We start from the raw sequence: 12889 nt of genomic DNA, 5'->3' as shown, positions 1-12889 counted from the left end.
AAGGAAATGCCATGCAGCAAGATATCAGCCTGATCCTGGCCGAATTGATTGAAGGCCCGGCATCCCTGCGGAAAGTGCATTTTGCTAACCCCGCGACTCCCGCACCAGAGCTGGCGCTGCAGGTTGATTTCCCACGTCTGGAGATCGTGCTGGAAGGCTCCGTGAAAGACGTATCGACCGGAGTTTTGCAGGCTCAGGATGTCTTATATGTCCCGGCGGGCGGCTGGAACTCGCCGCAATGGCAACAACCCGCAACCGCGTTAAGCATTCTGTTTGGCAAACAACAGCTTGGTTTTAGTCTGGTGCAGTGGGATGGCATAGCCCTGCGCAATCTGGCGAAACAGCACGTTGCACGCCGAGGCCCGCGTATTGGCTCATTCCTGCTGCAAACATTGCATGAAATGCAGATGCAGCCACAGGAGCAGCAAACCGCCAGGCTGATTACCTTAAGCCTGCTCAGCCATTGCACTGACCTGCTCGGCAGCCAGATCCAGACCGCTTCACGCAGCCAGGCCCTGTTTGGCGCCATTCGTGACTATATTGATGAGCACTACGCGTCGCCGCTGACCCGTGAATCCGTCGCGAAAGCGTTCTACATCTCACCCAACTATCTTTCGCATCTTTTCCAGAAGACAGGCGCGGTGGGATTTAACGAATATCTGACGCATACCCGGCTCGAACATGCTCGCCGGTTGCTAAAGGGATATGATTTGAAGGTCAAAGAGATCGCACACAGCTGCGGATTTATTGACAGTAACTATTTTTGCCGACTGTTCCGCAAAAATACGGAACGCTCGCCGTCTGAGTATCGCCGCCAGTACCACAGCCAGCTCACCGGAAAGTCGGTTAATCCAGAATAAGTTGGGTATGTTGCGGGGCAGACAGCAGTTTACGGACGGCAACCATCACCTTTTGCGGGTCGCGTAAGAACGCATTGATGCCGCATTTCACATAGCGACACTGCTCGAACCGCTCCACGCCAGCCAGTTCAATATCCGTAATGAGCAGAACCACTTCCGCCTGACGAATGTCCTCTTCTGTCAGTTCGCATTCAATGCCCAGAGCACCCTGGGTTTCGATTCGAACGTTCCACTTTTCCTGGTGGCAGAGCTTTTCCAGCCGTTCAGCTGCCATGTAAGTATGGGCGACACCGCTTACACAGGCGGTCACTGCGACAATTCGGTGTTCCGCGATAGCGGCCATATTAACCTCCAACGGTTACCAAAAATCCTGCACGCTCGGCCATCTGTCGCACCCGGGCGATGTCCTCTTCCGTCGGCACAGCCACCTGGCTCATGGTCCACGCGTGTCCGAGCAGCCGATATTTCGGCTCGCCGTACTGATGGAAGGGCAGCAAGTGCAATTGCCGTATATTTGAGGGTATCAGAAATGCCAGTACGCGATTCATATTCGTCTCATTCAGCGTATAGCCGGGGATGAGCGGCACGCGAGGGATCACGTTGATGCCCTCTTCCACCAGACGCAGCAGATTTTCCAGCACCCTCGGGAGGTTCATATTTATCACGGTTTTCGCCTGGTCTGAATCCATGATTTTCAGATCGAACAGCACTTCATCGCACTGCTTCGCCAGGGGTAAAAGGCGGGAAAGCGGCGCATCGCCTGCGGTTTCAATGGCGGTATGAACTCCCCACCGACGCAGCCGTTGCAATAGCTGAGTGGCAAAGGGGGCTTGCATTAACACCTCACCGCCGGAGAGCGTTACCCCTCCGCCGGAGGAGCGAAAGAAGACCTCATCTTTCATCACCTCGCGTTCAAGTTCTTCAAGCGTAACATCGCGACCAATGTGCTCAAACGCACCGGAAGGACATTCGGCAACATCTCGCAAACAGGGCGCGCAGTGCAGACATTTGCTCTCCCTGCGCACGGTTTCGATCTTTGGCGAGATGGATTCCGGATTCGCGCACCACGGGCAGGAGTGGGGGCAGCCTTTGAAAAAGACCACCGTGCGGATGCCCTGCCCGTCATTCAGGGAGTAGCGCTGGATGTTAAAAATACGCGCCTGGTCAGCGCGTGTTTCTATCACTTCACAGCTGATGCGCGGTGCGGCGGATAATGTCATCCTGAATCTCCTTCGACAGCTCAACAAAGAAGGCACTGTACCCGGCGACGCGGACCACCAGCCCGGCGAAATCCTGCGGACGCTGCTGCGCTTCGCGAAGCGTATCCGCATTCACCACGTTGAACTGAACATGCTGTAATTTCAGCTGGGTGAATGCACGCAGGAAATCGGCCAGTTTTTGTAACCCCGCGTCACCTTCGAGCGTGGCTGGCGTGAATTTCACATTCAGCAGCGTGCCATTAGAGAGCAGATAGTTATCCAGCTTGCTCACGGATTTCAGCACCGCCGTCGGGCCCTGCATGTCCTGCCCGAGCATCGGCGAAAGTCCGCCGTCCGCCAGCTGCTCACCGGCAAAACGCCCATCCGGCGTGGCTCCGACAACAGCACCGAGCGGCACGTGGGCTGAAACGGTATAGGATCCCGGCGTGAATTGCCCCCCACGCGGATTACGATACTTTTCAACCTCTTTGCAGTAGTGGCGCAGAAGTTCAGCGCTGATATTGTCGACCTCGTCGATATCATTGCCGTATTTTTCGAAGCGATGGATAAGCCGCGCACGGATCTTTTCCCCCTCGGGCGTCGCAAAGTTCGCTTTGAGTACCGCCAGCAGTTCATCAAAACTTAAGCGCTGCTGCTCAAACACCAGCCCTTTTAAGGCATGAAGCGAATCACTCAGATTGGCGATCCCAATACCCTGCACGCCGGAGAAGTTATACCGTGCCCCGCCTTCGGTAATGTCCCGGCCATTATCAAGACAGTCGCTGATAAAGGAAGAGAGCAGCGGAACCGGTGCCCAGTCGCGATGGCCAATGTCGCAGATATTGCTGCCTTCGACCATTAACGCAATGTAGTGGTTAATTTTGGTGCGGATATGTTCCAGCAATTCGTCATAACTCAGCGTCGTATTGCCTTCGTTCTCCTGCATCGCAATTTCCATTACCTTCAGCAGGTTAAACATGGCGATATCGTGCAGACCGTAGGTTTTACCCGGAATCGATAACTCAACGCAGCCGACAACCGCGTAATCGCGCGCATCCTCCAGCGACACCCCGCGATTCAGGAAAGCGGACACCACCACCTCGTCATTGAAAATCTGCGGAATACCGGTGCCCAGACGAATAGTTTCCGCCGTCTTGAGCAGGAACGGCCTGTCGATAAACTCATTGACGCGAACGCCCAGATTCGGCTGCGGTAACTGGATACTCTGATAGGCATCGAGGCAGAGGAATGAGAGCACGTTTACCGCGCTGCGGCCATTTTCCGTCAGGCCACCCAGCAACGCGGTGTAGCCCGTCGGGAATCCGGCAAAATAGCGGGCGCTACTGGTCGAGCGCAACAGCACCACGTCGTTGCATTTCACCCACAGAGATTCTAATAACTCTTTAAGGAACGCCGCATCTTCGCCCTGGCTCAGCGAGGCCTGATAAAACGGCAGCATGTACTGATCGAAGCGGCCAATAGAGAGCGAACTGGCGTTAGATTCATACTGCAAAATGACGTTCATGTACCAGAACAGCTGACACGCCTGCCAGAAGCTTTTTGGCTTGTATTGGGCGTTGTGGCGCGAGTTTGCAGCGATGGCCAACAGCTCCTGCCGACGCGGTTCGTCATAGCGTTCAGCCATCTCTTCCGCCAGCGCCGCGTAGCGCAGGATGTGGCGCTGCGAGGCTTCAAGAAGCAGTAGCGCGGCCTGATAAAATGCATTCTGCGGCTCGCGCTGACAGCGCTCGTCCATCTCAGCCACCAGTGCACCCAGCCCGTTGTTCAACAGACGCGGGTAATCAATGATGATGTGCCCCTGGCCTTTATCCGTCTGGTTAACGCTGAAAATCTGCGTGCTTACCGCCGCTTTGACCTCTTCCGTCATCTGGCTATTGATGAAGTCCTTCATCGACCGCTTTTCCCAGTACGGATAAAGCACGTCGCGGTAGAGTCGTTTGTCTTCTTCGCTGATATTAAAGCGATCCTGCGGGCGGGTGGAGAACTGCTCCAACTCTTTCAGCAGCCAGTACGGGTCCATTTCGGGGGACATAATCCCGGCGCGCGGTTTCACCGTGCGGTTACCGGCAATCAGTTCATCATCACGAATCGCGATCTCAACGTGGTCGAGAATATACGCCGTCGCTTTCGCTCGACGCAGAATGACCGGTTCGCCTTCCGTCTGCTGATGGCTTTCGGTGTAGAGCAGCGCACGTTCAAGCGAGATTTCACGCGGGCTGGCGAACAATGCGTCTTTCAGGCGCTGAATACGATTCGTCATGATTAAACTCCAGTAACTGAAAACAAGCCCGCCCCGAAGGGCGGGAAGAGGTCAGGCGGTTTGCGCCAGGTGGGCATCAATTTTGTTCATGATGGCTTCTGCGCGTTTGACCGCATCACTGATGTTGACGCGCACAATGGTTTTTCCGGCGAAGCGCTCTTCAAACTTAATGCCGATATCTTTGGTCAGGATGACCATATCCGCTGCGGCAACGTCTTCAGCCGTCAGTTCGTTTTCGAGGCCGATAGACCCCTGGGTTTCGACTTTGACTTCCCAGCCTTTGGCTTTAGCGGCGCTTTCCAGCGCTTCGGCGGCCATGTAGGTGTGGGCAACGCCAGACGGACACGCGGTGACTGCAATAATTCGGGCCATGTTTTCTTCCTCACTCAGTTAATTTCGAAATCCAGATCCAGGTCGTCTTCCTTCTCTTCGACCTGTTTCGCGTTCTTACGCGCAATGCTTTTCAGTACGTTGACGCTGACCGCCGTGACCACGGCCCCCACGGCAACGGCCGCGATATACCCGAGCTTGCCTTCCACTACGGGCAGCACAATCAGGCCGCCCCATCCGGCATAACATTGCGCACCAAATACGGCTGCTGTGACTGCACCGCAGGCTGAGCCAAGCATGATGGAAGGAATGACGCGCAGCGGATCGGCAGCGGCAAAAGGTATTGCCCCTTCCGTCACACCCACGCAGCCCATGACCAGCGCGGCTTTACCCGCTTCGCGCTCTTCTGCGTTGAAATTCTTGCGGTTGATCAGCGTCGCCAGCCCCAGTCCTAATGGCGGTACGCAGATCCCAACCGCCGCGATAGCCACCACGGTATAAACCCCCTGCGCCACGCAAATCAGCATGAACGCGTAGGCCACCTTGTTGATAGGGCCGCCCATGTCGAAGGCCAGCATGAGTCCCATGATGACGGCGAGTACCACGATGCTGCCCTGCTGCATGCCTTGCAGCCACTGCGTTAATCCTGTGGTGAGTGCGCCGACAGGTTCACCGAGACCCCACATCATGATGCCGGCGGTGATAAAGGTGCCGATGATAGGGATGATGAAAATTGGCATGACCGAGCGAAGCACTTTCGGCACTGGCAGTTTCTTCAGGTAGAAGACGACGATGCCGCCGAGGATCCCGGCGATGATGGCGCCGAAGAACCCTGCGCCGAAGCTGTTACCGACCCATGCTGCGATAGCGCAGGGTGCGAGCGCCGCGCGTTCGGCAATGGAATAACCGATATAGGCGGCCAGGAAAGGCACCATCAGCGTTAAGCCCGCCACGCCAAGATCGAACAGTTTTTTCAGATTGGGATCGGTGGCAGCGTCCGGAACGGCGCCTTTGCCATAGAGCATGACCGAAACGGCCAGCAAAATACCGCCTGCGACGACGAAGGGGATCATGTGCGACACCCCTGTCATCAGATGCTGCCGCGTGTTCTTGAGAATATGCATCAACTCTTTCATGTGTCGCTCCCGGGCTTTCGCTCGCCTATATCCATAAAGATGTTGTGGCAACAATAGGCAATCGGAAAGCGGGCTGACAGTGGACAAAAAGGGCATTTGCTGGATTTTTGTAATACAGAAAGAAAAATGCGATCCGCCTCGAAATTTCCACTCTCCTTCAAAAAGCGCAAAAACAGTGAACCTGTGAGTCAAATCTCACTTTTCGCCGGACATTACATTTGTCCAGCGTTTGGCAGTTTTGTCACATGGCGCGTCTCACCGTCGCGCTCGTATGCTTTCCACTAATAGTGATTTTGGTTTTCAGGAGTGTGCGTATGACCCAGGTTGTGGATTTTGTCTGTGATTTGCCCAATGGCGTACATGCACGCCCGGCAAGTCATGTTGAAACGCTGTGCAATACTTTTACCTCGCAGATTGAGTGGCACAATCTGCGCAGCGATCGGAAAGGCGATGCCAAAAGCGCGCTCGCCCTGATCAGCACCGATACTCTGCCGGGTGATGCCTGTCGCCTGGTGATTACCGGTGCAGATGAACAGCATGCCTATCAACGCCTGGCACAGTGGCTAAAAGAGGAGTTTCCCCACTGTGACGCTCCCCTCGCCGCCACGATTAGCACCGACCTCGACCCGCTACCGGAATCCCTGACTCGCCTCAACCCGACGCTCTTTCGCGCCCTGCCCGTATGCAGCGGCAGCGATCGCGGCGTGCTTACACTGCTGACTTCGCTGGATCTCAACGCGTTAACGTCACTCCCTGACGACCGAGGCGCGGAGGAAGAACAATCTTCACTGGATAAAGGTCTGACGCTGCTGGTGAAAAGCATTGAGCTGCGCGCGCTGGATAGCGACAGCACCGCAAGCGCCATTCTGGAAGCCCATCGCTCGCTGGCGACGGACACCTCACTGCGTCAGCATCTTCTGGCAGGCGTCAATCAGGGGCTAAGTTGCGCGCAGGCGGTTATCGCCACGGCAAATCATTTCTGCACTGAGTTTTCGCGCTCCAGCAGCAGTTATTTACAGGAGCGCGTACTGGACGTACGCGATGTCTGCTATCAACTCTTACAGCAGATTTACGGTGAGGGGCGCTTTCCGGCACCGGGTCAGCTGACGCAACCGTCCGTCTGTCTGGCAGACGACCTCACGCCGGGCCAGTTCCTGGAGCTGGATAAAACCCTACTGAAAGGCCTGCTGCTGAAAAGCGGCGGCACCACTTCCCACACTGTGATTCTGGCGCGTTCGTTTAACATCCCAACGCTGGTGGGCGTCGACAGCGATAGCCTGCTGTCATGGCGCGATCAATCGGTGTTTATTGACGGCAATGCCGGTGCCATCGTGGTGAATGCCAGCGAGGCGGTTGCCCGTTATTACCAGCAGGAAAAGGCCGTGCAGGAGCAGCTTCGCGAACAACAGAGCGTCTGGCTCGATCGCGAAGCGAGAACCGCGGATGGTTTGCGCATTGAAATTGCCGCCAACATTGCCCATTCGGCAGAAGCGCAGGCCGCCTTTGGCAACGGCGCTGAGGGCGTAGGCCTGTTCCGCACCGAAATGCTGTACATGGATCGCGCCTGCGCGCCCTGTGAAAACGAGCTGTACAACATTTTTTGTCAGGCTCTGGAAAGTGCAAACGGGCGGAGCATCATTGTGCGCACCATGGATATCGGCGGTGATAAACCCGTTGAGTATCTGAATATCCCGGCGGAGAACAACCCGTTCCTCGGCTATCGTGCCGTCCGTATTTACGAAGAATATTCCGCGCTGTTTACCACTCAGCTCAGGGCGATCCTTCGCGCGTCTGCGCATGGCAGCCTGAAGATCATGATCCCGATGATCTCCTCGATGGAAGAGATCCTGTGGGTGAAGGAAAAACTTGCTGAAGCCAAACAGCAGCTACGGGCCGAACATATTCCGTTTGAGGAGAAAATCCCCCTCGGCATCATGCTGGAAGTGCCGTCGGTGATGTTCATCATCGACCAGTGCTGCGAAGAGATTGATTTCTTTAGCATTGGCAGTAATGACCTGACGCAGTACCTGCTGGCAGTCGACAGGGATAATGCCAAAGTGACCCGCCATTACAACAGCCTGAATCCGGCATTTCTGCGGGCGCTCGATTTCGCCGTGCAGGCCGTGCATCGTCAGGGGAAATGGATTGGTCTTTGCGGTGAACTGGGGGCAAAAGGTTCTGTGCTGCCGCTGCTGGTCGGGCTGGGGCTGGATGAACTTAGCATGGGCTCGCCGTCGATTCCGGCGACCAAAGCGCGTCTGGCACAGCTGGACAGCCGCGCGTGTCGTCAGTTACTCAATCAGGCGATGGCATGCCGCACGTCCCTTGAAGTGGAGCATCTGTTAGCCCAGTTCCGCATGAATCAGCAGGACACCCCGCTGGTCACGCCGCGCTGTATTTCTCTCGATAACGACTGGATCAGCAAAGAAGAGGTCATGAAGGGCATGACCGACAAGCTACTGCTGGCCGGGCGTTGCCGCTATCCGCGCAAGCTGGAAGCCGATTTATGGGCGCGGGAAGCCGTTTTCTCGACCGGTCTTGGTTTCAGCTTTGCCATTCCGCACAGCAAATCTGAGCACATTGAGCAATCCACCATCAGCGTCGCGCGCCTGAAAGCCCCGGTCCAGTGGGGCGATGAAGAGGCGCAGTTCATCATTATGCTGACCCTCAACAAACACGCCGCGGGCGATCAGCATATGCGTATTTTCTCGCGTCTGGCGCGCCGCATCATGCACGAAGATTTCCGCAACGCGCTGGTTAATGCCAGCTCCGAAGAGGCCATCGCGGTCCTCCTGCAACGTGAATTAGAACTGTAAACAGAGGAAGAGTCATGGAACTGTATCTTGATACCGCCAACGTGGCGGAAGTTGAACGTCTGGCCCGTATTTTTCCGATTGCTGGCGTGACCACCAATCCCAGCATTGTCGCCGCCAGCCGCGAGTCTCTCTGGGATGTGCTGCCGCGCCTGCAAAAAGCCATCGGGCAGGAGGGCACCCTGTTTGCACAAACGATGGGCCGTGATGCCGAAACCATGGTGGCCGAAGCCAAACGTCTGAGCAACGTACTGCCGGATATCGTGGTCAAAATCCCTGTCACCGCGGAAGGGCTGGTCGCAATCAAAGCCTTGAAAAAAGAAGGCATTACGACGCTCGGCACCGCCGTTTACAGCGCGGCGCAGGGTTTATTGGCCGCGCTGGCGGGAGCGAAATATGTCGCGCCATACGTTAACCGCGTCGATGCCCAGGGCGGCGACGGGATTCGCATGGTGCAGGAGCTGCAGTCCCTGCTGGAACTGCATGTCCCCGACAGCAAAGTGCTGGCCGCCAGCTTCAAAACGCCGCGTCAGGCTCTCGACTGCCTGCTCGCCGGATGTGAGGCGATCACACTTCCTTTAGATGTAGCGCAACAAATGCTCGGCACGCCAGCGGTAGAGTCAGCAATAGAGAAGTTCGAGCACGACTGGAAAAACGCGTTTGGTAACCTCAATCTCTAAAGGAGAAACGTTATGGACCGTATCATTCAATCACCGGGAAAATACATTCAGGGCGCGGATGTTCTCAGCCGCCTTGGTGACTACCTGAAACCGCTGGCCGCGCGCTGGCTGGTCGTAGGTGATAAATTCGTTCTCGGCTTTGCCGAAGAGACGCTGCGTGAAAGCTTCAAAAATGCTGAACTGCATGTCGAAATCGCCCCGTTTGGCGGCGAATGCTCCCAGACGGAAATCGATCGACTGCGTAAGCTGGCAAAAAGCGCCGATTGCCAGGCCGTTTTAGGTATTGGCGGCGGGAAAACGCTAGATACGGCCAAGGCGCTCGCCCACTTTATGGATGTGCCAGTCGCTATCGCGCCGACCATTGCCTCAACGGATGCGCCGTGCAGCGCCCTTTCAGTCATCTACACCGACAGCGGCGAGTTCGATCGTTACCTGATGCTGCCGCACAACCCGAACATGGTTATCGTCGACACCAAAGTCGTGGCCGGTGCGCCTGCCCGCCTGTTAGCGGCAGGGATCGGCGATGCGCTGGCAACCTGGTTCGAAGCACGCGCCTGCTCCCGCAGCGGCGCCACCACTATGGCGGGCGGGAAATGTACCCAGGCCGCACTGGCTCTGGCCGAGCTGTGCTACAACACGCTTATTCAGGAAGGCGAAAAAGCGATGCTCGCCGCCGAACAGCATGTCGTGACCCCCGCCCTTGAGCGCGTGATCGAAGCCAACACCTATCTGAGCGGCGTGGGCTTTGAGAGCGGCGGATTAGCCGCTGCACATGCGATCCACAACGGTCTGACGGCCATCCCTGATGCGCACCACTATTACCACGGTGAAAAAGTCGCGTTTGGCACCCTCACCCAGCTGGTGCTGGAAAATGCCCCGGTTGAGGAGATCGAAACGGTGGCCGCGCTGTGCCATAGCGTCGGATTGCCGATCACGCTGGCGCAGCTGGATATCAAAGAGGATATTCCGGGCAAAATGCGTCTGGTGGCAGAAGCGTCATGCGCAGAAGGCGAGACGATTCACAATATGCCTGGCGGTGTAACGCCGGATCAGGTGTACGCAGCACTGCTGGTTGCCGATCAGTACGGGCAGCGTTTTCTGCATGAGTGGGAATAATTCCAGTCGCCGGATGGCACTGCGCTAACCCGGCCTACTAACTGCTTAGGGGCACACAAGCGCAGCCACCGCAGAATAAAAAAATCCCCGCCAGAGCGGGGATTTTCATCTTTATAGAATTACAGCAGGTCGAAACGGTCCAGATTCATCACTTTCACCCAGGCGGCGACAAAGTCCTTCACGAACTTCTCACCAGCATCCTGGCTGGCATACACTTCTGCCAGTGCACGCAGAACCGCGTTGGAACCGAACACCAGATCGGCACGCGTTGCGGTGTATTTCACCTCTCCGCTTTGACGATCGCTGCCAGCGAACAGCTCATTTGAGTCATCGGTGGCTTTCCATTGGGTGTTCATATCCAGCAGATTGACGAAGAAATCGTTGCTGAGCACACCCACACGATCGGTGAAGACACCGTTCTGACTGCCGTCAAAGTTGGCCCCCAGAACACGCATCCCACCCACCAGCGCAGTCATTTCTGGCGCAGTGAGCGTCAGCTGTTGGGCTTTGTCGATCAGCAGAGATTCTGTCGTCGCACTGTCCTGCTGAGCGCGATAGTTACGGAAACCATCGGCAACCGGCTTGAGCAGCTCAAACATTTCGATATCCGTCTGATCCTGACGCGCATCCACGCGGCCCGGCGTGAACGGTACGGTGATGTAAACACCTGCCGCTTTCGCAGCCTGTTCAACACCCACCACACCGGCCAGCACGATGATGTCGGCCAGCGACGCTTTATGAGCAGACTTATAGATGCCCTCCAGGGTTGGCAACGCGCGTGCTGCAGCGGCGTTAACATCCCAGTCGCGTTGCGGTGCCAGCGCCAGACGCGCCCCGTTGGCACCCCCGCGTTTATCTCCACCACGGAAGGTGGAGGCCGACGCCCAGGCAACCGACACCAGTTCGCTAACGGACAGCCCGGAAGCAGCAATTTCTGCTTTCAGGCTTTCAATGTCCGCAGCCGTTGGCTGGAAGAATGCCTGCGGCAGCGGGTCCTGCCAGATCAGATCTTCTTTCGGGACTTCCGGACCGATGTACCGCGCTTTTGGCCCCATATCACGGTGCGTCAGTTTGAACCACGCGCGGGCAAAGGCTTCGTTGAACGCCTGCGGATCGTTGAGGAAACGACGAGAAATCTTCTCGAATTCCGGGTCCATACGCAGGGTCAGGTCGGTGACCAGCATGGTTGGCTTACGTTTTTTCGACGGGTCGAACGGATCAGGAATCATCTCTGGCGCGTCGACAGCTTCGAATTGAATTGCGCCTGCTGGACTGCGCGTCTGCACCCATTCGAATTTGAACAGGTTCTCGAAGAAGTAATTGCTCCACTGAGTTGGGGTTTGCGTCCAGACCACTTCCAGACCGGAAGTAATAGCGTCTGCGCCCACGCCGCTGCCGTGGGTGCTCACCCAGCCTAAACCTTGGGATTCAATCGGTGCGGCTTCTGGATCAACGCCAACATGCGTCGCTTCTGCGGCGCCGTGGGTTTTACCCAGCGTGTGACCGCCCGCGATCAGGGCCACGGTCTCTTCGTCGTTCATACCCATATTGCCGAAGGTGGCGCGAATAACCGCCGCCGCAGACAGCGGTTCACCGCTGGCATTTGGCCCTTCCGGGTTGACGTAAATCAGCCCCATTTCAGTAGCGGCTAACGGACGTTTCGCCAGCGCTTCCGGATCACGATGAGCCAGCCAGGTTTTTTCATCACCCCAGTTCACATCCAGATCCGGTTCCCAGACATCTTCACGCCCCGCGCCAAAACCAAAGGTACGGAAGCCGGAGTTTTCCAGCGCCACGTTACCGGCCAGGATAAACAGGTCGGCCCAGGAGATTTTCTGTCCGTATTTTTGCTTAATCGGCCATAACAGACGGCGCGCTTTATCAAGGCTGACGTTGTCCGGCCAGGAGTTTAAAGGTGCAAAACGCTGTTGACCGCGCCCTGCACCGCCGCGACCGTCAACGGAACGGTAGGTGCCTGCGCCATGCCATGCCATACGAATAAACAGGCCCGCGTAGCTGCCCCAGTCGGCAGGCCACCACGGTTGAGAATCGGTCAGAAGGGCTTTGAGATCGCCTTTGAGGGCGGAGTAATCAAGTTTGCTGAATTCTTTGCGGTAGTCGAAGTCTTCACCCAGCGGGTTAGAACGGTTGGAATGTTGATTCAAAAGATCGACGCGAAGTTGCTTGGGCCACCAGTCGCGGCTGTTCGTGCCAGCGCCCGCGCTTTGGTCAGGCCCGCCTTTATGAAAAGGGCACTGTCCGGTTGATAACGTGTTATGGGTATCGTCTGTGCTCATCTCTCATGCTCCCTCTACAGTATTTAGCTTAAAGATATACACCTCTGCTTAGAAGGTATAGTTGAGATAACGCACGGATTCGATAGTTATTTCCGTTTAATTGACCCTGGAAATTATCTGACTATTGTGTGCAGAGGCGGTGGCGTTGATATGGCAGGGAAAGCGGAGGGAGAAGAA

General features: G+C 56.3%; 10 protein-coding genes. 4 read left to right on the top strand and 6 right to left on the bottom strand.

Annotated elements, in window-relative coordinates; genetic code table 11:
- The first annotated feature begins 11 nt into the window (after positions 1-11).
- Complete coding sequence (locus ETG88_RS14285; protein WP_100778396.1) at positions 12-860, top strand: helix-turn-helix transcriptional regulator; 849 nt, start codon at positions 12-14, stop codon at positions 858-860.
- Here the strand turns inward: ETG88_RS14285 and ETG88_RS14280 are convergent.
- Genes ETG88_RS14280 through ETG88_RS14260 form a run of 5 tightly spaced genes read right to left on the bottom strand, consistent with a single transcriptional unit; the run spans position 847 to position 5806 of the window.
- On the bottom strand, positions 847-1203 hold the full coding sequence (locus ETG88_RS14280; RefSeq protein WP_129035626.1) for a PTS fructose-like transporter subunit IIB: 357 nt from the start codon (positions 1201-1203) through the stop codon (positions 847-849). The genes ETG88_RS14285 and ETG88_RS14280 overlap by 14 nt on opposite strands.
- A 1-nt stretch (position 1204) precedes the next feature.
- A complete protein-coding gene (locus tag ETG88_RS14275; protein ID WP_129035625.1) occupies positions 1205-2080 on the bottom strand; it encodes a [formate-C-acetyltransferase]-activating enzyme in 876 nt (291 codons plus the stop codon).
- Positions 2046-4340, bottom strand: coding sequence for a formate C-acetyltransferase (locus ETG88_RS14270; protein ID WP_129035624.1), 2295 nt, complete (start codon positions 4338-4340; stop codon positions 2046-2048). The genes ETG88_RS14275 and ETG88_RS14270 overlap by 35 nt, the downstream gene beginning before the upstream one ends.
- 51 nt (positions 4341-4391) lie before the next feature.
- Entirely contained in the window at positions 4392-4712 is a 321-nt protein-coding gene (locus ETG88_RS14265; protein WP_100778392.1) for a PTS fructose-like transporter subunit IIB, read from the bottom strand.
- Between the two features lie 14 nt (positions 4713-4726).
- The gene (locus ETG88_RS14260) at positions 4727-5806 is read right to left on the bottom strand and encodes a PTS fructose transporter subunit EIIC (RefSeq protein ID WP_100778391.1); all 1080 of its coding nucleotides are present in this window, start codon (positions 5804-5806) and stop codon (positions 4727-4729) included.
- A gap of 314 nt (positions 5807-6120) precedes the next feature.
- Between ETG88_RS14260 and ptsP the strand changes: the two genes are divergently transcribed.
- The 3 genes from ptsP to gldA are packed head-to-tail and all read left to right on the top strand — an operon-like array spanning position 6121 to position 10415.
- Positions 6121-8622, top strand: a complete 2502-nt coding sequence (gene ptsP, locus ETG88_RS14255) for a phosphoenolpyruvate--protein phosphotransferase (protein ID WP_129035623.1) — start codon at positions 6121-6123, stop codon at positions 8620-8622.
- Positions 8623-8636: 14 nt separating this feature from the next.
- Positions 8637-9299, top strand: a complete 663-nt coding sequence (gene fsa, locus ETG88_RS14250) for a fructose-6-phosphate aldolase (protein ID WP_107702623.1) — start codon at positions 8637-8639, stop codon at positions 9297-9299.
- 12 nt (positions 9300-9311) lie between these two features.
- Complete coding sequence (gldA, locus tag ETG88_RS14245) at positions 9312-10415, top strand: bifunctional L-1,2-propanediol dehydrogenase/glycerol dehydrogenase (protein WP_107702622.1); 1104 nt, start codon at positions 9312-9314, stop codon at positions 10413-10415.
- Between the two features lie 119 nt (positions 10416-10534).
- On the opposite strand, the gene katG is transcribed toward gldA, so the two are convergent.
- Complete coding sequence (gene katG, locus ETG88_RS14240; RefSeq protein WP_129035622.1) at positions 10535-12712, bottom strand: catalase/peroxidase HPI; 2178 nt, start codon at positions 12710-12712, stop codon at positions 10535-10537.
- Between the last annotated feature and the right edge of the window lie 177 nt (positions 12713-12889).

It is taken from the genome of Lelliottia nimipressuralis (assembly GCF_004115925.1).
GTDB classification, from domain to species: Bacteria; Pseudomonadota; Gammaproteobacteria; order Enterobacterales; family Enterobacteriaceae; genus Enterobacter; species Enterobacter nimipressuralis.
This window is presented reverse-complemented; position numbering and strand designations above follow the sequence as displayed.

What these genes read in the sequence shown, in the direction of transcription:
- ETG88_RS14285 (WP_100778396.1), top strand. Translation starts at nt 12, where the DNA reads ATGCAGCAAGATATCAGCCTGATCCTGGCCGAATTGATTGAAGGCCCG.
- ETG88_RS14280 (WP_129035626.1), bottom strand. Translation starts at nt 1,203, where the DNA reads ATGGCCGCTATCGCGGAACACCGAATTGTCGCAGTGACCGCCTGTGTA.
- ETG88_RS14275 (WP_129035625.1), bottom strand. Translation starts at nt 2,080, where the DNA reads ATGACATTATCCGCCGCACCGCGCATCAGCTGTGAAGTGATAGAAACA.
- ETG88_RS14270 (WP_129035624.1), bottom strand. Translation starts at nt 4,340, where the DNA reads ATGACGAATCGTATTCAGCGCCTGAAAGACGCATTGTTCGCCAGCCCG.
- ETG88_RS14265 (WP_100778392.1), bottom strand. Translation starts at nt 4,712, where the DNA reads ATGGCCCGAATTATTGCAGTCACCGCGTGTCCGTCTGGCGTTGCCCAC.
- ETG88_RS14260 (WP_100778391.1), bottom strand. Translation starts at nt 5,806, where the DNA reads ATGAAAGAGTTGATGCATATTCTCAAGAACACGCGGCAGCATCTGATG.
- ptsP (WP_129035623.1), top strand. Translation starts at nt 6,121, where the DNA reads ATGACCCAGGTTGTGGATTTTGTCTGTGATTTGCCCAATGGCGTACAT.
- fsa (WP_107702623.1), top strand. Translation starts at nt 8,637, where the DNA reads ATGGAACTGTATCTTGATACCGCCAACGTGGCGGAAGTTGAACGTCTG.
- gldA (WP_107702622.1), top strand. Translation starts at nt 9,312, where the DNA reads ATGGACCGTATCATTCAATCACCGGGAAAATACATTCAGGGCGCGGAT.
- katG (WP_129035622.1), bottom strand. Translation starts at nt 12,712, where the DNA reads ATGAGCACAGACGATACCCATAACACGTTATCAACCGGACAGTGCCCT.